Annotated in this window: 20 protein-coding genes; 3 read left to right on the plus strand and 17 right to left on the minus strand. The window is 51.7% G+C overall.

Annotated elements, in window-relative coordinates:
• Positions 1-17: 17 nt before the first annotated feature.
• The 12 genes from AUK29_04385 to AUK29_04440 all read right to left on the minus strand — a co-directional run bounded on the left by AUK29_04385 (position 18) and on the right by AUK29_04440 (position 11,381).
• Positions 18-833 (minus strand): hypothetical protein, encoded by an 816-nt coding sequence (locus AUK29_04385; protein ID OIP64473.1) that lies wholly within the window; start codon positions 831-833, stop codon positions 18-20.
• Positions 834-845: 12 nt separating this feature from the next.
• On the minus strand, positions 846-2,150 hold the full coding sequence (locus tag AUK29_04390; GenBank protein OIP64474.1) for a hypothetical protein: 1,305 nt from the start codon (positions 2,148-2,150) through the stop codon (positions 846-848).
• Between the two features lie 41 nt (positions 2,151-2,191).
• On the minus strand, positions 2,192-3,895 hold the full coding sequence (locus tag AUK29_04395; protein ID OIP64475.1) for a hypothetical protein: 1,704 nt from the start codon (positions 3,893-3,895) through the stop codon (positions 2,192-2,194).
• Between the two features lie 30 nt (positions 3,896-3,925).
• Positions 3,926-5,002 (minus strand): hypothetical protein, encoded by a 1,077-nt coding sequence (locus AUK29_04400; protein ID OIP64517.1) that lies wholly within the window; start codon positions 5,000-5,002, stop codon positions 3,926-3,928.
• Between the two features lie 428 nt (positions 5,003-5,430).
• On the minus strand, positions 5,431-6,087 hold the full coding sequence (locus tag AUK29_04405; GenBank protein OIP64518.1) for a thiamine-phosphate diphosphorylase: 657 nt from the start codon (positions 6,085-6,087) through the stop codon (positions 5,431-5,433).
• Positions 6,088-6,098: 11 nt separating this feature from the next.
• Positions 6,099-7,436, minus strand: coding sequence for an acetyl-CoA carboxylase biotin carboxylase subunit (locus tag AUK29_04410; GenBank protein OIP64519.1), 1,338 nt, complete (start codon positions 7,434-7,436; stop codon positions 6,099-6,101).
• 36 nt (positions 7,437-7,472) lie between these two features.
• On the minus strand, positions 7,473-7,946 hold the full coding sequence (locus AUK29_04415; GenBank protein OIP64476.1) for an acetyl-CoA carboxylase, biotin carboxyl carrier protein: 474 nt from the start codon (positions 7,944-7,946) through the stop codon (positions 7,473-7,475).
• A 21-nt stretch (positions 7,947-7,967) separates the two neighbouring features.
• The gene (locus AUK29_04420) at positions 7,968-8,543 is read right to left on the minus strand and encodes an elongation factor P (GenBank protein ID OIP64477.1); all 576 of its coding nucleotides are present in this window, start codon (positions 8,541-8,543) and stop codon (positions 7,968-7,970) included.
• 65 nt (positions 8,544-8,608) lie between these two features.
• Complete coding sequence (locus AUK29_04425) at positions 8,609-9,697, minus strand: hypothetical protein (protein OIP64478.1); 1,089 nt, start codon at positions 9,695-9,697, stop codon at positions 8,609-8,611.
• Positions 9,694-10,146, minus strand: coding sequence for a type II 3-dehydroquinate dehydratase (locus tag AUK29_04430; GenBank protein OIP64479.1), 453 nt, complete (start codon positions 10,144-10,146; stop codon positions 9,694-9,696). The genes AUK29_04425 and AUK29_04430 overlap by 4 nt, the downstream gene beginning before the upstream one ends.
• A 15-nt stretch (positions 10,147-10,161) precedes the next feature.
• The gene (locus AUK29_04435; GenBank protein ID OIP64480.1) at positions 10,162-10,518 is read right to left on the minus strand and encodes a hypothetical protein; all 357 of its coding nucleotides are present in this window, start codon (positions 10,516-10,518) and stop codon (positions 10,162-10,164) included.
• Positions 10,500-11,381 (minus strand): hypothetical protein, encoded by an 882-nt coding sequence (locus AUK29_04440; protein OIP64481.1) that lies wholly within the window; start codon positions 11,379-11,381, stop codon positions 10,500-10,502. Before AUK29_04440 ends, AUK29_04435 begins: the two co-directional genes overlap by 19 nt.
• 130 nt (positions 11,382-11,511) lie before the next feature.
• On the opposite strand from AUK29_04440, the gene AUK29_04445 reads away from it, so the two are divergent.
• Positions 11,512-12,867: a hypothetical protein gene (locus AUK29_04445; protein OIP64482.1), complete on the plus strand. Its 1,356-nt coding sequence runs from the start codon at positions 11,512-11,514 to the stop codon at positions 12,865-12,867.
• 34 nt (positions 12,868-12,901) lie between these two features.
• On the plus strand, positions 12,902-13,915 hold the full coding sequence (locus tag AUK29_04450; protein OIP64483.1) for a hypothetical protein: 1,014 nt from the start codon (positions 12,902-12,904) through the stop codon (positions 13,913-13,915).
• Here AUK29_04450 and AUK29_04455 read toward each other — a convergent pair whose 3' ends face one another.
• The 5 genes from AUK29_04455 to AUK29_04475 form a co-directional block, all read right to left on the minus strand.
• Positions 13,916-15,121, minus strand: coding sequence for a hypothetical protein (locus tag AUK29_04455; GenBank protein ID OIP64484.1), 1,206 nt, complete (start codon positions 15,119-15,121; stop codon positions 13,916-13,918).
• Positions 15,122-15,308: 187 nt separating this feature from the next.
• Complete coding sequence (locus tag AUK29_04460; GenBank protein OIP64485.1) at positions 15,309-15,662, minus strand: DNA-directed RNA polymerase subunit omega; 354 nt, start codon at positions 15,660-15,662, stop codon at positions 15,309-15,311.
• Between the two features lie 15 nt (positions 15,663-15,677).
• On the minus strand, positions 15,678-16,295 hold the full coding sequence (locus AUK29_04465; protein OIP64486.1) for a guanylate kinase: 618 nt from the start codon (positions 16,293-16,295) through the stop codon (positions 15,678-15,680).
• Between the two features lie 128 nt (positions 16,296-16,423).
• Positions 16,424-16,705, minus strand: a complete 282-nt coding sequence (locus tag AUK29_04470; protein ID OIP64487.1) for a hypothetical protein — start codon at positions 16,703-16,705, stop codon at positions 16,424-16,426.
• Between the two features lie 134 nt (positions 16,706-16,839).
• Entirely contained in the window at positions 16,840-17,709 is an 870-nt protein-coding gene (locus AUK29_04475; GenBank protein OIP64488.1) for a YicC family protein, read from the minus strand.
• Between the two features lie 383 nt (positions 17,710-18,092).
• Between AUK29_04475 and AUK29_04480 the strand changes: the two genes are divergently transcribed.
• A complete protein-coding gene (locus tag AUK29_04480) occupies positions 18,093-19,397 on the plus strand; it encodes a hypothetical protein (protein OIP64489.1) in 1,305 nt (434 codons plus the stop codon).
• Positions 19,398-19,437: the final 40 nt, after the last annotated feature.

The raw sequence follows: 19,437 nt of genomic DNA on the forward strand, positions 1-19,437 counted from the left end.
CCATGAGAGAATGAGTCTCATGGCATTCCCTGACCCGGTATGCGGCTTCCTTCCTTGATCAGGCTCATGGCTTTTTCATTCTCACCGATCCAACGATAGACTGTGACAAGATGCGACCGGACGGCATTTTCACCGGGTTTCAGATCCAGGGCCTTCCGCAGATATTCCGTTGACTGATCGAAGATCCCCCTTTTGAAATAAACCCAGCCGAGGGTATCCAGCACGATGCCGTTCTGCGGTTCTGCCTTCAGAGCGTCCTTGCATAATTTCAACGCCTCATTCAAGAAGTCATTGGATTCTGCATAGGCGTAGGCCAGGTTGTTGTAGAAGAGGGGATTCGGTCCCTGAATATCTATGGCCTTTCGAAAATGTTGAATCGCCTTTTGAATATTCCCTCGCCTCAGTTCGCAGATACCCAGTCCATTCTGAAGTTCGGCATTTTCAGGATACGGCTTCAGACCTTCCTGCAGCATCTGCAAGGCATCCTCAGTCTTTCCCTGTTTTAATAATATCACAGCCAGATTCACTCTGGCAATGAGATAACCTGAATTGAGTTCCAGCGCCTTCCGATACTGCATCCCGGCCTTGTCGATTTCCCCTTTTTTAAAATAGAGGTTTCCTAAATTGTTATAAGATCTTGGATTCCTCGGCATGCTTCGTATGATCCAAAGAAATTTTTCCTCGGCCCGGCGAAGATCTCCTTCTGAAACCAATCGGTTCGCTTCTGTAAAGACACGGTCCGCCGTTTCGTTTCCTATACCGAGTGAACCGCACCCTGAGTATAAAAAACAGAGCAGAAAAACCCTGATCATCTTCTTGGCGCAGGAAGACATAACCGAAAGACTCTATGGATTCTGGACGGTTTTTTTAACGATCTTTCTGTTCCCGACTCTGTCAACCGCCACGATGGTGATCTCCGTGTCCGAAGAAATTTGGGAAAGAACATACTTAAAACGTCCGGTTTTGTCGGGTAAGACAGGAACATCATTGATCGTGACTGCAGCATCCGGTTCCGTCTGGCCGCTGATCTGGGCATTCACTTTGCCGGAAACCTTGAGCAGGAGGAGATCATCCAGAACAATATCCGGAGGCGTCTGGTCAATGGTGATCTTGAATACGCTGTAATCACTGAAATCCCCTTCATTCCCCTCGGATGTAATCGAACTCACACGCCAATAATAGATCCCGCTTTTTAATCCCTGGACCACCACTCCCTTCTCAGACAAGCCCGTACGGACAATGACGAGGTCCGTAAAATAGGGATCCAGCGCCACCTGTATCCGGTAGGTGACTCCCGACAGGGAATCATCCCACTTCAACACCATCTTCATCTCACTCAGATTCTTGAAAAAGAATTCGGCCAGATTTTCAGGACTCCCCAATTTGGGAGGCGCCGGAAGATCCTTAATCTCACGGATCTTCTTCTCCTTGGAAATATCAACCGACTGGTTTCGCACAACCTCCATGGACTCCCCTCCAACCTTTACGTCTACTGCGCCGCTGAAAACCTTCAATTTGCTCTCCTGTTCCTTAGAGACCTGAACGGCCACCTTGGCCTCGGATATCTTCGCCAGAGCCGTGGGGGTCACGATCACAAACTCCGAGCCTTCGATCTTGGGGCGGCGTACAACCGCTTCCACGTCGCTTTGCAGAAGATTGATGGATGACTTTCTGATCTTGGTCAGACGGTTCTCCTTCATATCATGGATCACGACCAGTGAGTCCGGCTTGATGGTCAGCTTGTTTCCTTCATCGAAGAGAACCTCGGCATAACCGCCTGAATAGGTCCGGATAGTGTCCCCTTCTCTCAGGATCTGGTCCTTTTCCGCCTTCTGGAACTTCAACTCCTTCTGGCTCTTGACGTTCACGTCCCCTTTGACATAGACGAGCCTGGCAAAGTAGACATCCATGACATTGCTGTCGGGTTCATCCTGCTTTTTCTCAGGACTTGCCTGGAGCCCGAAAAAGGATCCTATCTTGACAAGAAAAGGAAACCGTCCTCCCTCCTTTTTCAGAAAGATGGGAAAGGATACGGCAAGGACCAGGATCAAAATGAAGATGACAAAGACCCTCACGAGGACGCGGGGAATCCGAATCATCTTCCAGTCGAGGAGTGGTTTCCTCTCTTTTCTCATCTCTTTTCTTGTCATGACTCTATCTCTTTTCGTCCATGTCCGCGTCATTCCGCCGGTCAAGCGATGTCGGGACGGACCGATGCAGGATGATGATATGGCTTTTCCTCGAGCATTTTTCTCTTGATGCCTTTGATCCGGTTGTTACGGAATGCCTGGATGAAGGCCTCGCAGACCTTGGGATCGAACCTCGTACCGGCCCAGGATTTGATCAGTTCCATCACCTCTTCCTCGTCGGTCGCCACCTGGTAAGGTCTGTCGGATGTCATGGCATCAAAAGTGTCCGCCACGGCGATAATCCGGGCCGGCAACGGGATCTCCTCACCGCGGATCCCATCGGGATAACCCTCCCCATCGTATCGTTCGTGATGGTGGCGCATGGATGGAATGATCTTTTGGAGCTGTTTGATGGGCGCCATGATATTGGCCCCCTTGCCGGGATGCTGTTTGATCAGATTATACTCGGCCTTGCTCAGGCCGCTCGGCTTTCTCAGAATGCTGTCGTCGATCCCGATCTTGCCGATATCATGGAGCAGGGCGGCAATATGGAGGATTTCTCTCGTCTTTAAATCCAGCTTCATTTCATCCGCTATGACCAGACTGTATTCCGTGACCCTCTCCGAGTGGCCGCGCGTGTAAGGATCCCTTTCGTCGATGGCTGCGGCAAGCGATGAAATCGCGCTCATGAACAGCCGCCTCATGTTCTTGTCATACAAGTCCAGCTGCTTAACCATGTAATTGAAGGTTTCGGCCAGCTGCCCGATCTCATTTTTTGCGCGTACGGTAATCTTTTCCTTGAAGTTTCCCTGGGCAATGACTAATGCGCTCTTTGTAAAATTGATGATGGGGACACTGATCTTCCTGGCAAAAAAGATACCGATCCCGCAGACCAGGATGCCGGTGATGCCCCCCCAGACCAGGATCTGCCGCTTCATCTCGGCCACCATGGTATAGGCATCCACACGGGGTTCCTGCACGACCACGCCCCATCCTTCAAAATCCAACGGCGCATAAGCTCCAAGCATTTCTTTCCCATTTTTGTCCGCAAAGGGGATGGCCCCTCCGGTTTTTCCCAAGGAAAGATACTTCCCGACGATCTCCACGTCCTTCATGTTTTCCTGCCGGAGAACCCCGGGACGATCCTTGCCGGCGATCAGACGGCCCAGACGGTCTATCAGATAGGCTTCACCGGACTGCCGGAAGGAGACCTTGTCCACGATCTCCCATATCTTATCCATGGACATGTCGGCAAGGAGGATCCCGGTCATGTTGTTTTCCTGAAAGACGGGAAGACCGATGGTGACGATGGCGGTTTTCTTCTCAGAAATACTCAGGGGATCGGCCACGAAGACATTCCCCTGCATGGATTGATCAAAGACCTGGTCCCGTATTTTTTTGCGTTCTTCCAAATAAAGCCCGCTCATATCCGGCCGTACGACCTCGGCAATGGAGTTTCTCTGTGTGTCCAGCAGGGTGATGCTGATCAGATCCTTATATTCATCGAGGAAGAAGAACAGGAGCTGATATTTCTGGATATCCGAAAAGGATTGGGTCAGGGGGAGGAGCCGGGCGATGATCTCCAGTTTCTCGATGGTGTGCCTGAGGTGGCCGGAAACCTCGTCGGCGGTCTGCCTGGCCCGCTGGGCATGGGAATCCAAGAGGTCGTTTTCCAGGTATTCCTCATTGATCTTGACAAGATTTCTGTCGGATATGATCAGAGGCGCCAGGGAGATCATCAGCATCACGATGATTAACTGGAGCATCAATCGTCTTTTAGGCCTTATTTTTTGCACCTATCCCTCCGGAATTTCCATGGACAGGGAATTCTTCTGCCTTCCGATCATAAAGACCGCGTTCCTTGTCCCTTCCTTGACCCGATACATGGACTGATCCGCCAGTTGGATCAGTTCGTTCTTATCCTTCACGTGGTTTGGGTAGGAGGCGATGCCGAAACTGGCCGTGAGGTGAAACGCCTCGCCTGTATCCGAATAAAACGTATACTCCTCCATGGTCTTCCTGAGGCGTTCAGAAGTGCCGAAGGCTGCTTCAGGCCCCGTCTCCGGCAGGACGGCGATGAACTCATCACCGCCATACCTGCAGATGACGTCCATGGGCCGGAGATGATTCTTCAATATGGTCCCGATCTCCACCAGGAGCTGGCTCCCGACCAGATGTCCGAAACGATCGTTGACGCGCTTGAAATAATCAAGATCCAGGAAGATCAGTGAAACCTGGGTATGGTACCGGTTTGCCCTTGAAATTTCGATATCAAGAGACTGATGCAGATATCTGAAGTTATAAAGCTGCGTCAATCCGTCGGTAATGGCCAGCTCCGTCGCCTTCTTATAGAGGAGAGAGTTTTCAATCGCGATGGAAGCCTGGTCGACAAGGGTCAAAACAAGATCCAGGTCTTTCCGGTCAAAAGGCTTTCCATCAATCTTGTTGATGACCTCCAGAACGCCCAGGATCTTCCCCTTGCTGCGCAGCGGCACGCAGAGAATGGAACGCGTCTTAAAATCCAGGGAATCATCAATCTTATGGCAGAACCGTTTGTCCGTGGCGACGTCCTCCACAATGATGGGCTCACCATGAAGGGCCACCCATCCGGCGATCCCCTCCCCTACCTTAAGCCGGAACCTCTTGATATCGTGTTTTTTCTCTCCCTCGGCCAATTCAAAGTAGAGTTCGTTCTTTTCCTCATCCAGCAGCAGCACGGAGCCGGCCTCGGCCTTGACCAGTTCATTGGTCTTTTCCATGATGATGTCGAGAATGCTTCCTGTGTCCAGTGTGGAAGTCAGGGCCTTGCCGACCTTGATGAAGTAGGAGAGTTCCCTGGTGGTTTGATCCCGTTCAGAGGTGGTGCGGATCAGATCTTCAAACTGCGCCTTGCGGTCCTCGGCCTTTCCAAGAGCAAAAATAAGCCTCTTGGCATGGATGGATAAAATGAGATAGTCGTCTATCTGTGTGATCTTCTGCTGAAAAATCGTTTCGAGATCGTCTTCGAACACCGCCAGGATCACCTGGGTCGCGGGATTCCCTTTCTTCAGGTCTTTGATCCGGTCCGTATCCCATGACGATTTCCCCACAATCAGAATGGAACCTGGTTCAGGTTGAGGGCCTTGGTTGCGGCATACCAGCGGATCGAATCTGGACCCCTGCATGAAACCCAGCAAGGCATCCTCTTCCTGACGGTTAAGACCGTGCAGATAGACCCGAACGTTTTTATTCATGGTACCGTCTTTCCTAAAGAATGATCCCGATCCCGGCTGACCTGTCTGCCGTCGCACAGGCAGGCCGGTCAGTGACTCCCTGCATGACTGTCTCCCGATTCCGTGGAGAGTCCCCGTATAGGCTTCAACAGCGCCCGAACGGCCCCGCCCGGATGGGACGATCCGGAAACGAATGAAAGAACGGCCGCGCCGGCCGCACGGGCCTTGAAGACTTCCCTGATATTCATCGGGGTGATCCCTCCGATGCCGATCACCGGAACGCCGACCTTTCGGACCGCTTCTTCGAGCGCCTCGACGCCCGACACAGGGACCCCCTTCTTGGACCGGGTGGCAAAAACCGACCCGAAACCGATGTAGTCAGCCCCGTCTTTTTCTGCCTGCCGCGCCTCATAGAGCGAATGGGCTGTGGCGCCGATCATTCTGCCGGGATCGAGGAATCTTCGCGCCGCAGGAACAGGAAGATCCTCCGCTCCCAGATGGAGACCATCCGCATCGGAAAGCATCGCGATGTCCAAACGGTCGTTGATCACCAGATCGGCACCATATTGCCGGGTTAAAACCCGAAGTTCCGCGGCTTCCCTGAGCTGTACCCTTCCGGGTTTTCCTTTCCCGCGATATTGAATCACCCCGGCCCCTTCCTTAAGGACGGCCTCCGCAGTCTGATGGGGGTCGGCCTCTCCGCCGACAATCACGCAGAGTTTCCACTTCGTGCCGTTCCTTGGCATCCTCTCCTTCATCAGATCTGCACCTTCTCCAAAAACGTCGTATAGACCTCACCGGCGAGAAATTCCGGCGCCCTCATCACTTTTTTATGAAAAGGGATCGTGGTCTTGATCCCCTGTACCACAAATTCATCCAAGGCCCTCTTCATGACGGCGATGGCTTCTGAACGGTCCTTGCCTTTCACGATCACCTTGGCGAGCAGGGAGTCGTAATTCGAGGGCACCCGGTACCCGGAATAGACCGCCGTATCCACCCGGACGTTCGGACCTCCAGGCTGAATGAACATCTCGATCAGGCCGGGGCACGGAGTAAAGGTTTCGGAATCCTCGGCGTTGATCCGGCATTCGATACTGTGACCCAGGATATGGACCTGATCCTGCATGAAGGATAGAGGTTCGCCGGACGCAATCCTGATCTGTTCCTTGATCAGGTCAATCCCCGTGACCATTTCCGTAACCGGGTGTTCAACCTGAATTCTTGTATTCATCTCCATAAAATAGAATTCGCCCTGGTCATCGAGAATGAATTCCACGGTCCCCGCATTGGTGTAACCTACAGCCTTCGCCGCACAAAGGGCTGCATCACCGATCCGTTTTCGCAGGTCTTCATCCAAGGCAGGAGACGGAGATTCCTCAATCAGTTTCTGATGCCTGCGTTGAATGGAACAATCCCTCTCACCGAGCTCAACCATGTTCCCCATTTCGTCGGCTAAGATCTGGATCTCGATATGACGGGGCTTTTCTATGTACCGCTCGATATAGACGGACGCATCATTGAACACGGCCGCCGCCTCGGCCTTGGCCATGGCAAAAAGATGCGGCAGAGAGGCCTCGGAATGGACCACCCGCATCCCCTTGCCTCCGCCGCCTGCTGAGGCCTTGATGATGACCGGAAGACCGATTTTTCTTGCAATCTCAAGGGCTTCACGTTCGGTCTCTACGACACCTTCACTACCGGGGATCACCGGCACCCCTGCTTGTTTCATGGTATTCCTGGCTTGGGCCTTGTTTCCCATCAATCGAATATGATCGGCGCTCGGACCGATAAACTTGATACCCGACGAGGCACAGATATCCGCGAATTCAGCATTCTCCGATAGAAACCCGTAACCGGGATGTACGGCCTCTACGTCCGTCATCTCACAGGCGCTCAGGATGTTGGGCACATTCAGATAACTCTGCCCGATGGGAGGAGGTCCCACGCAGATACTCTCGTCCGCATGTTGGACATGCAGGGAATGGGCGTCCAGATCCGAATGAATCGCCACGGTTTGAATCTCCATTTCCTTGCAGGCTCGGATGATCCGTACCGCGATCTCTCCCCGGTTTGCAATCAGGATCTTCTGAAACACATCAGTCTCCAATGATGGGGGTGAATGCTCTTTGTTCTACGGCAAGGGTTCCAGGATGAAAAGAGGTTCGCCGTATTCCACAGGAGACTTGTCCTCCTTCAGGATCCGGAGCACACTCCCTTTCACATCGGCTTCGATCTCATTCATCAGTTTCATGGCCTCGATGATACAAAGAGGCTGTCCTTTTTCCACGGCGCTCCCCACTTCTACAAAGGGAGGCGAATCCGGGGCAGGACACCGATAAAAGGTCCCGACCATAGGGGACTTCACCACGATTTGACCGGGGACCATCTCGGGAACGGAGGTCTCGGCGGATGCAGGGGGCTTCTCAGCATCTTCCTCTCCGGTCCGGGGAGAAGACTTGGAAGGCGCCGGTTCTTTGACGGAATGTACGCGGTGTGCCTCGCCCAGGATGATCCGGACTCTGAATCCTTCACGTTCCAATTCGATTTCTGAGATCCCGGTTCCCTGAACCATCTCGATCAATTCTTTGATCTCTTTAAGGTTCATTTCTCTCCCCTTTGAACCACGCTATGGCTTCTCGGTTTCCCTGGCACGTTCTATGAATTCACCTGTCCTCGTATCGATCTTCGCCGACTCCCCTTCATTCAAATAAAGAGGCACCTTGACCACAAAACCGGTTTCCATGACCGCAGACTTGCTCCCGCCTGATGCCGTATCTCCCTTGACGCCGGGTTTGGTCTCCACGACCTTAAGCACGACAAAATTGGGGAGTTCCAATCCGATCGGGCGCCCGTTATGAAAAAGGATCTTTGCCTGGATATTTTCCTTGAGAAAGTTTTTATTATCACCCAGCTGCTCCTCGGTCAGATAGAGCTGCTCAAAGTTCGATGTGTCCATGAAGCAGTACTGTCCCTCGGACCTGTAAAGATATTGCATCTCCCGCTCATCCAGATCGGGTTTCTCCACTTTCTCGCCTGATCGGAATGTCCTGTCGATGACCGCGCCGGTCTTGAGCCGCTTCAACCGGGTCCGGACAAATGCCCCGCCCTTGCCGGGTTTGACATGCTGAAACTCCACGATGATATAGGGCTCTCCATCCAACTCAATCTTCAATCCATTTCTGAAATCCGCCGTCGAATACACTGATTCCTCCTTGAGATCCTATCCCGTCAAACTATTTTATAATGAAATATCAGAAAAATCCAACACTAAACTTCTCCTTCCACGGCCTTCCATCCCTTGGAAAGGGTAGTCAAGACACGGCACCCGTCCACGGTGACCTGAACCATGTCTTCAATCCTGACCCCGCCCAAACCCGGGATGTAAATCCCAGGCTCCACGGTGAAGACCATCCCTTCACGGATGCGCATCCGGTTCTTCGGAGCCACATGAGGCAGTTCGTGGACCTCCAAACCGATACCGTGTCCGGTTCCATGACCGAAATATTTACCAAAGCCCGCTTTTTGAATCATTTTTCTTGCTGTTGCATCAATTTCTGCCAGATATTTACCTGGTTTAATCGCACGAATCGCTTCATTTTGCGCATCGAGGACCGTCTCGAAGATCTTCCGTTTCTTGCCGGCGAACCGTTTCCCGATAAACAAGGTTCGAGTCATGTCGGAAAAATAACCGCCGCATTCCGCCCCGAAATCCACAACCACAAGATCCCCTTGCATCAACCTCTTTTCCGATGCCGTGCCGTGCGGCATGGCCGACCGCTCGCCTGATGAAACGATCAGGTCAAATGCAGCACGGGCTGCCCCCGCCCTGCGTATCAATCCCTCCATGGAAAGTGCGATCTCCCTTTCGGAGATGCCGGCACGAATCTTTTTTCTTACCGTTTTGAATGCCTCTTCCGCCCGGCGTACGGCCTTAAGGATCTTCCGGACCTCTGCTTCGGATTTGATCATCCTGATGGATTCCAGACCCGCTGTCACCGGAATGAGACGAATCGGGGAGATTTTTTTCCTTAATTCCTGGAAGGACTGAAACCTCAGATCTTCAGGTTCAAAACCGAGCCGGCCGATCCTTGTTTTTTTCAGCAGACGGAGGATCCGTTCCGGAACTTTCTCGTTCTTTTTAAGAACCTGGATATGGAAACCGGCGATTTCCTGCTCCGATTGGACGGCATATCGTGAATCGGTGATGAAATAATCATGAGAGGATGCGATCAGGATGACCCCGGCCGAACCTGTAAATCCTGAAAGGTATCGGACATTCTCCCTCTTGCTCACCAGAAAGGCATCCACCCGGTTTTTTTGAAGGAGTTCATGGACAGCATCCATTGACCTCTTCATGGATGACGTCCCCGGCTTTCAGAAACCAGGGTTACGGCTGCTCTCAACCCGAGAACATAACTTTCCCTGCCGAACCCCGAAATTTGTCCTTTTGCCACCGGCGCGATAAAAGAATGCCGGCGGAAGGGTTCCCTGGCATGGATATTGGAAAGATGAACCTCTACCGTAGGAATTTCCACGGCTGCGACGGCATCCCGGATAGCGATACTGGTGTGCGTGAATGCCGCCGGATTGATGACGATGGCCTGAAATGAACCGGGCGCCTGCTGGATCCAGTCAATGATCCTGGCCTCTTCATTGGATTGCCGGGTGGTCACCTGCACACCGAGAGATTTTGCGGTCTTCTTGAGATCCCGATCAATCTCCCGAAGGGTCAGCGTGCCGTAGATTTCCGCCTCGCGGGTCCCCAGAAGATTCAGATTGGGACCATGTATCACAAGAACCTTCATAAAAGCGTGTCCATTTTACTCGAATTCCGATGCCATGCGGGGCACCAGGATGCGTAATTTAAAACGGCCTTTACCGAGATTTCCGGTCCCGTTCAGAATCAAAGCCACAAAATATTCTTCGTTGATCTTGCGTGCAATGGCGGTCTTTTCCCTGTTGACCATCATCATTTCACCCATGGGCCCCGTGTCCATGGATAGGGCGGCACGATTCATTTCTTTGACAACGCCGGATAACTCGATGCCGATCAACTGAAGGTCCAGATTCTCGTCCCCGAGGTATTCTTCGACCGAAATGCCGTCCATCCCCATGATGACGGCCCCCAATGCGCCATCCACGGAACAGACGACCTCCTTCAGCAGTTCTTTGAACATCGCTTCTCCTTTTCGTCACGGATCCGTTCGAGCCAGTTTTCAAGATGGTGAATCACGGACGTCCTGGATACAGGCCATACTTCGGCCGGAGGATATTCTTCCTCCTTTTCCTCTGCGGTTTCACGCATAGGAGCCTGCATCATCGTTTTCTTCAGTTCATCCAATCTCTGCTGATAGGTCTGATTCCAAGGCTCATCTTGAAGTAAATTCTCATAAATTTCCACGGCTTTTTCATAGTGACCCTGCCGTGCATAAAGCTCTCCGAGAGTCGGGGTATGGATCTCCCCTCGATCCGTCTGATCATCGGATTTCCGACCGGAAGGCAAACCGGCGTCTTCATCACAGGGCTGCTCCATCACTCCAGGATCACGCCCCGGTTCTTCCACGGCCCTTTCTTGACTGATCATCTCGCCAAGGTAGCGGTCATCTTCCTGCAGGTCGTCAGTTTCTTCCGGCCGTTCGGAAAACCCTCCGCTCATGGAAACCGTTTCCGAGCCGTCATCCGGATGGGCAGCAGAAGATGCAGGCAGGACCGCCGGCCCTTCTTCGTCTTTGACCTCCTGAATGATGTCGACTTCCTCAAGGAAGGCATCATCCAGGTCCATGCCGGAGAAGTTCGAATCGGAATCCACAATCTCTATCTCAACATGGAGAGAAGAGATATCGATCTCTTCAGAACTCAGTCCGGATACCGGTTCTCCTTTTACAGAGGGTTCCTTCTGATCCGCTTTGCTTAAAAAAATATCCTTTTCTATTTTATTCTGGACCTCATCAAAAAAATCCGGGCCGTTTTGTTCCTGATTCTCTTTCACCATAAGGGTTCTTTCTTTGATAAAGCAAGGAGTTTTCACAAGAAAATTCATCTAACTAATTAAATAATAACAAAAAACTCTTAAAAGTCAAGGTTAAAATTTTTCTTGATTTTCATAAAAAGGAATGCTAAATTGTCATAATATTGTTGTTCAGAATACATCAGAATCCACGGAGAGAATCATGGAGCAAAGAAAAATTCTTATTGCAGATGACGACCACATCGAAAAAGAATCGTTGGCCACGATCCTCCATCGCGAGGGTTATGAAACCATCACGGCAGGGGACGGCAAGGAGGCATGGGAAAAGATACAGCAGTCTCCTCCGGACCTAGTGCTGACCGACCTGAAAATGCCTTATCTGAACGGGTTGGAACTCTTATCCGAAATCAAGGCCCATTATCCGGAAATCGAAGTCGTCATTATCACGGGTTATGCCACGGTGGAGTCGGCCATCAACGCCATGAAGGTGGGCGCCATAGATTACATCTCCAAGCCTTTTAATGTGGAAGAGGTAAAAATCATCATCAAAAAGACCTTGGAAAAAAAGGAACTCCAGGAAGAGAACATACAACTCCGCAAACAGTTGAAGGAGTATTATCAGTTCAAGAATATCATAGGGAGCAGTCACGCCATACAAGAGGTCGTGAGGATCCTGAAAAAGATCGTCAACGGCATGAGCCCTGTATTGATCACGGGCGAGGAAGGCAACGGCAAGGAACTTCTGGCTAAGAGCCTTCATTACAACAGTCCGAGAAAAGACCGGCCCTTTATCACCGTCAACTGCGGCGCTTTTCAGCAGGATCAGATGGAGCGGGAGATCTTCGGAGGCCCGAACGGAAAGGGGGTGCTCGAACAGGCCAACCATGGAACCCTTTTTATAGACGAAATAGAAAGCCTCCCCATTCCTCTCCAGGTCAGACTCCTGGAAAGTTTGAAGGATAACATGATCCGGGTCACGGAAAAGAATCAGCGGATCCCTCTCAACATCCGTTATATCACCGCAAGCACGGTAGACTTGGGGCGGGAGACCGAACTGGGAAATTTCCGGGAGGATCTCTACTACCGGCTTTCCGTCATACCCATATTTATCCCCCCCCTGCGGGACCGTAAAGAAGACATCCCTCTGCTTTTAAATCATTTCTTAAAGCAGTTGAACAAGGAGCATAACAAGAAAATCAGGTTCATCGATTCTGAGGCCATGGATGATCTCATGACCCACACCTGGCAGGGAAACGTCACCGAACTTTATAATGTGATTCAACGAGCCGTGATCCTGACCGAGGGCGAGGTGATTAACACGGATGTCTTCCCTGACCGCCTGAACGAGGTTCGGGAAGAAGAAGTCCTGGTCATTCCCAAAATCCCCAAACACGGGATCAACCTGAAAGAAGAAGTGGAAAAATTCGAGACCCAGCTGATCAATCATGCGCTCAAACGAACCAACGGCGCCATCACTTTGGCGTCTGAGATGTTGAAATTGAAGCGAACGACTCTTGTGGAAAAGACCAAACGGTTGAAGGATATCGCAGAGTATTAAAGAGCGGGAAAGCCTTTAATGAAAGGAAAGATAGATGAATGAACGCTGCCGACTGTCCGAGATCATAGGCGAAACACGGGGGATCAAACTCTCCCGGCGGTTGATCACCCAGGCCTATAAGACCGATACACCGGTTCTTCTGCAGGGAGAACCGGGTACAGGCAAAGATCTGATCAGCAAGATCATCCATGATAACAGCAGCCGGGCCGGCAAGCCCCTGATCACCATGAACTGTGCCGCCCTGGATGAGGCGGCCTTGCAAAGGAATCTTTTTCATGAAGAGGAAGGTTTCAAGAATGTTTTCCAGCAGGCCCAAGGCGGGACCCTTTTTCTGAAAGAGATCGATGCGCTCCCTCTGAATCTGCAGATTAAGTTCCTGAACAAAATCAAAAAGGATCTTTTCAAATCGACCAGCGCCCTCAATCACGTTGTGCCGCAAGCCCGGATCATGACCTCGACCGAAGACGAGTTGGAAAGACTCATCCGCAAGAAACGATTTCGGGAGGATCTATATTACCAGCTCAATGTCATTCACATCTACCTGCCCCCGCTTCGGAAAAGAATCAAGGACTTTCCTTTGCTGGCCGAATATTTTGTCCGGATGTTCAGTTCGAAACTGGATAGACATCCGCCCGAAATCTCAAAAGAGATCTATCCGATCCTTCGGTCTTATGAATGGATGGGGAACATCCAGGAGTTTGCCAACGCCATGGAATACGCTGTAAACATGGCCGGGGAAGGGAAGCTGATCTCGGCCGAAGAACTTCCACAGCATATCCTGGAATCCAAAGGGTACGACATAGCAAACGAAATCCTCTTCCCGCAAAAAGGCATTGATCTGAAGAACGCCGTCAAGAAATTTGAACGGAACCTGATCCTTCAGGCGCTGGAACAAACCGACGGAATCATCAGCAACGCCGCGGAGATCCTGCGTGTCAAGAGAACCACCCTCGTGGAAAAAATCAAGCGGGAAAAGATCAATTCGGAACGGTTCAAAAAACGTCGGCGCCTGCACAAGAGTCTGGAGAAAAAGAAGATCGTCAACTGATCAGGGTTTCTCTTGAAGAAAATCCCTGCATAAACGATTGAGGATTTTTCGAGCTATTTCGCTTTTCGGCAGGATATCGGTTTCTTCCACATGCCCTTTGCGGTCCAGGATGATCACCCGGTTCTGGTCGGAACCGAATCCGGTCCCATGGCCGCTGATATCATTGGCCACGAGCAGGTCAACCCCTTTCTCGTTCATCTTCCTTAGAGCCTCATCCATAGGATGACCGGTCTCTGCGGCAAAACCGACCAGGATCTGCCTGGTTCGCTGTTTTGAAAGCTCCTTGATAATATCCGGATTGGGCGCCAGCGCCAGGTTGAACGGCTCGGTCCCTCTCTTGATCTTTTCAGGATGGACGGATGCAGTCCTGAAATCTCCAACCGCTGCGGCCATCATCAAGATATCCGTATCCTGGAAATATCCCATAACCTGCTCCCGCATCTCCAGGGCCGTCTGAACCTGGACATAGTTCACCCCGGCAGGAGGGACAAGCATGGTCGGCCCGCTGACCAGTGTGACGGAAGCTCCCATGCGCCTGGCTTCCCGGGCAAGCGCATATCCCATCTTCCCCGATGAACGATTGCTGATGTAACGGACCGGATCGATCGGTTCTACGGTCGGACCTGCGGTAATCAGAACTTTTTTCCCTAAAAGAGGACCGGAGGAGACCAGAATCGTTTTAACCGTCCGGATGATCTCCTCTACCTCGGCCATTCTGCCGATCCCTTCTTCTCCGCAAGCCAGTTCCCCGACTCCCGGCTCCAGGATATGCGTGCCATACCCACGAAGAATCTCCATGTTCCTGACCACGGACGGGTTTTTGTACATTCTAACGTTCATAGCCGGAACGATCAGGATAGGGGCGTCCACGGCAAGAACCATGGTGGAGAGGAGATCATCAGCGATCCCACCGGCCATCTTTCCGATAAAATCGGCCGTGGCCGGTGCGATCAGCATCATCTGGATATCTGAAGCCAACTCGATGTGGGATAGGGGAGACCCTTCTCCGGTTTTGTACATCTCCGTCAATACAGGAGCCCCGGTAAGGGTTTGGAGGGTGAGAGGCGCAACAAAATGAGCGGCGTTTCGGGTCATGACCACCCGAACACTCATCCCCTGCTTGATCAGCCCCCGGACGAGGTACGGGGTCTTGTACGCTGCAATCCCTCCGGTGATCCCTACCAATATTCGCATGCCGCTCAACATCGGTTGAGACTCCTCATGAATCTTAGCGGCCCTATTCGTAAATACGGCGGCATTCGAGTGCCGTAGGGCGGGCTCATCGGCGTTCCGCTCCTTGCGGCGCACCAGAGGGGTACGCCTCAGTCGCGCGCGGGGATGCGCCCGCCCTACGACCCTCTCGGTACGTTACCCTATTTACGAACAGGACCACTTAGTCCGGTTCTTTTGAGGTCTTGGCCCGGGCGGTTTCTTTTTCCTTTTCCTGTATCACCTTCACCTCGGCTTCCTCTTTTTCCCTTATCCGTTTCTCCAGGTCATCCCGGATTTTCGCGGTCTCTTCCGGACCGTAGTAGGAAACCTTGCCCGCTTTGATCTCTTCCAAAGCGATGCTGATGGGTTTTTTATAAGATGTCTCAATCAGAGGTTTTGCCCCCCGGATCAGCATCTTGGCCCTTTGTGCCGCAACCTGAGCCAGCCGGAATCTGCTGGTCTCGATCTTCTTCTCCAGAATCTCCAAAGGAGACAAAATTGCCATGCTTCCCTCCTCCTTGAAAAAAGTCCGCACTTCATCTATCCGGCCTTAGCCTCCTAAAAATTCCTTTTTGATCCAATGACGATCGACTCGATTCACAGAACGGCGTGAGGCCGTCAGGATGGCCCCGAGATCTTCAAGGGTCCGGTCGAAATCATCGTTGACCAGCAGATAGTCATATTTCTCGAACTGAGCGATTTCCTCCCGCGCCTTTTCCAGCCGTTTCTGAATCTCTTCCTCCGGATCGGAACGCCTGTTCCTAAGCCTTGCTTCGAGCTCGGAAAACGTGGGGGTGACCACAAACACAAAGACGGCATTGAGTTCCTTCAGGGACATCAATTTCCGCGCACCCTGCGCATCAATATCGAGAATGGCATCCGAGCCTTGTTGATGAATTTCGTCAAGCATGCTTTTGGACGTGCCGTACAGATGCCCATGGACGCGTGCCCACTCGATGAACTCCCCTTCACGCTTCATGCCTTCGAAGGTCTCTTCATCCACAAAGAAATAGTCACGGCCATGGATCTCTCCAGCCCGCGGGGGACGGGTTGTGTAGGAAACCGAATGCATAAGACGCGGGAACTTTTTAACCGCAGCCTGACAAAGGGAGGTCTTTCCAGCTCCGGAAGGCGCGGAAAGAACCAGCAAGATCCCCTTCCAGTTCACTCACATCTCCTTTTACCATCTCTGTTCGTGAAGACGATCCTGATTGAATGCCAAAGCATAAGAAGTATGAAGAGAGGCGAAGACTGCGATCCATTCGCACGCCCGGCATGGGGGCGTTCTGAACGGCTTTATTCTCCGCCTTTATCGACTTCAAACATCTCTTTTTCAGCCTTGGTGAAAAACCTCTGGCTGATGGTTTCAGCCTGGACGGCGGAAAGGATGACATGGTCACTATCCGTAACCAAGATGGCTCGGGTTCTCCGCCCCTGCGTGGCATCGATCAGTTTTCCTGATCCTTTCGCAACCTCTTTGAGCCTCTTCATAGGAGCAGAACTCGGGGTCACCACAGCGACAATCCGGTCTGCAACAACCACGTTACCATAACCGATGTTGATGAGATCTTTTGCCATAGGCGCATCTCCCTCTTTAGTTACGATCCGATATAGCCGGCTGTTTATTTATACCTTCCAGGCCGCCATTGCAAAACCTGGGTTATCATAAACAAAAAAAATCAATGTTGCAAGTTTATTCTACTTTTATTCCATTATTCCACATTTTGAATCTGTTCGCGTATTTGCTCCAATTCGCATTTGCATTCCACCACCCACTGACTCATCATAAGATCATTTCCTTTGGAACCGATGGTATTGACCTCCCGGTTCATTTCCTGCAGAAGAAATTCCAGCCGCCTTCCATGGGGCCCATCTCCATCCATGGCCGCATGAAACTGCTGGATGTGGCTCATCAGCCGGGTCAACTCCTCTTCGATATCGCTTCGATCCGCGAAGACCAGGACCTCCTGCAACAAACGCCCCTGGTCTATCGTGTCCTCAGGAAGGAACTCGTTCAGCCGTTTTAAAAGCCTCTCCCTGTACATCTCCACAACCTGAGGAGAGCGCTCCATAAACTTCCGGCACGTCCCCCCGATCACCCGCAGGGATTCTTTGATCCCCTCGGTGAGGTTCCCCCCTTCAAGAAGACGCATCCGATCCAGAGAGTCAAGCGCCGCGTCCAAGGATGGATGGACCGCCTCCCAGATTCCTTCGATATCCTGACTTTCCTCTTGAGACCTGAAGATCTCCCGGAATGCCGCAAGGTCCTTCAAGTCCGGATCCTGCCGTAACCCGTACCGATCCTTAAGACGATTGAGAAGCTGATAGACCTGATCCGACAGGGCTTCATCCAAAGAGAAAGTGAATGCCTCGCTCTTGCGGGGGTTTTCCGGGCTGCAACTGAGATCCAGCCGGCCTCGTTTAATTCTTTTTTTTATCTCTTCCCTGAATCGGCTCTCTAAGGATGCGAGATTTCGAGGTATTCTAAAAGAAACCTCTCCAAAACGGTGATTAACCGAGCGTAACTCAGTCACCCAGCCTTCAGACTCCCCCCTGCCGAACCCGGTCATGCTTTTAATCATCCGTTAACCTTTTCCCTTTGAATTTTTTGATTATAGACAGCATAGTGAAATTTGTCAAATTATATTTTGTTTTTTCAATAAAAACCCGCTTTTAATATGGATTTTATCCATTTCATCCCCAATGAAGGTCCTTCAATAGATTGGATCAGGACTCCCCTGCCGGACTTAGTGGTCCTATTCGTAAATACGGTCGCATTCGAGTGCCGTAGGGCGGCCTCATCTGCGTTCCGCTCCTTGCGGCGTACCACAGTGGGTACACCTCAGTCGCGCGCGGAGATGAGACCGCCCTACGACCCTCTCGGTACGTTACCATATTTACGAACAGGACCACTTAGGAGATTAATGTCTTTAAAGAGGATCGGCATCTGTGATATATTTTTTTTATGAATTCCATGGAACAATTCCAGCATTCCGTCAACCGCCACCACCGGTGGAACCTATCCATCGGCTGGCTGGACGGCATCTTCTTCGCCCTGGGCGGGAGCATGATCTCCCATATCACCGTGCTCCCCGTCTTTTTGAGGATGTTCACGGAGAGCAAACTGACCATCTCCGTGGTGCACTCGCTGACCATGATCGGCATCTTTGTCCCCCAGATTTTCTCCGCTCATTACATCGAATCCATGCCCATGAAGAAAGGGATGGTGATCCTTCTGGGGGGCATCATGCGCCTCCCCTGGCTGATCCTCGCCCTGATTCTTCCGATGATCGTGCAGCTTCCGTCCCCTTATCCTCTGGTCATCTTTTTTTCCCTATACCTGATATTCACCACAGGATGGGGGCTGATCATCCCCCCTTGGCTGGACATGATGGGAAGGATCATTCTTCCCAATAAACGCGGGATCTTCCTTGGAATCCGTTTCACCCTGGGGAGGGTCTTGTCTATTCCAGGCGCCATCCTCACCTTCTTTATCATTAAGGGATTCCCATTCCCATACAACTTCGCCCTCTGTTTCGCAACGGCCTTTATCATTCTGAATCTCTCCCTGTTTTTCTTTTCCCTGACACGAGAGATCCCCTACCCGGTCGTCAAGAAGAAGATCGCATTGTTCCCTTTTCTGAAGTCTCTGCCAGGCATCCTGCGGAGAGACACCAACTTCCTCTATTACAACATATCCTACACCTTGATCGCTTTTACGAATCTCTCCCTCTCGCTTTATTCAGTTTATGCCGTTGAACATTTTCATCTTCCCAGCAGCTATGCCGGCATTTTCACGGCACTGTTCTTGGGATCACAAGCACTGACCGGACTGCTCTGGGGCGCCATCGGCGACCGATACGGGCACAAACTCAGCATGGTCATATCAGCACTAATGAGCATCCTGGCCGCCCTCACGGCCCTGACCGCCCGCTCCCAAACCCTTTTTTATGCCGTCTTCCTCTTCGCCGGCGGCTATATCAGCGCCACCCTCATCTCCAACATGAACATCGTCCTGGAGTTCTGCCCCCCCGAAGAAAGGCCCCTTTATATCGGACTTTCCAACAGCTTTGCCGCTCCGGTCTTCGCGCTCTCCCCGATCATCGGGGGGATGATCGTGGATCACTTTTCCTATCAGACGGTCTTCATGGCCGCCGCATTGCTCACCGGGATCGGCCTCCTCGTTCTTGTTTTTCTGGTCAGGGATCCCCGTTTTTCGGCGCCCCAAGGGCCGGAGGGAGCGAACTCGTTCAGCGCACAAAAGCAATAACTTCAAGGAAAGGATCTGGACCTTCTGACATGCATCATCA

The organism is Nitrospirae bacterium CG2_30_53_67 (genome assembly GCA_001873285.1).
Taxonomy (GTDB): Bacteria; CG2-30-53-67; CG2-30-53-67; order CG2-30-53-67; family CG2-30-53-67; genus CG2-30-53-67.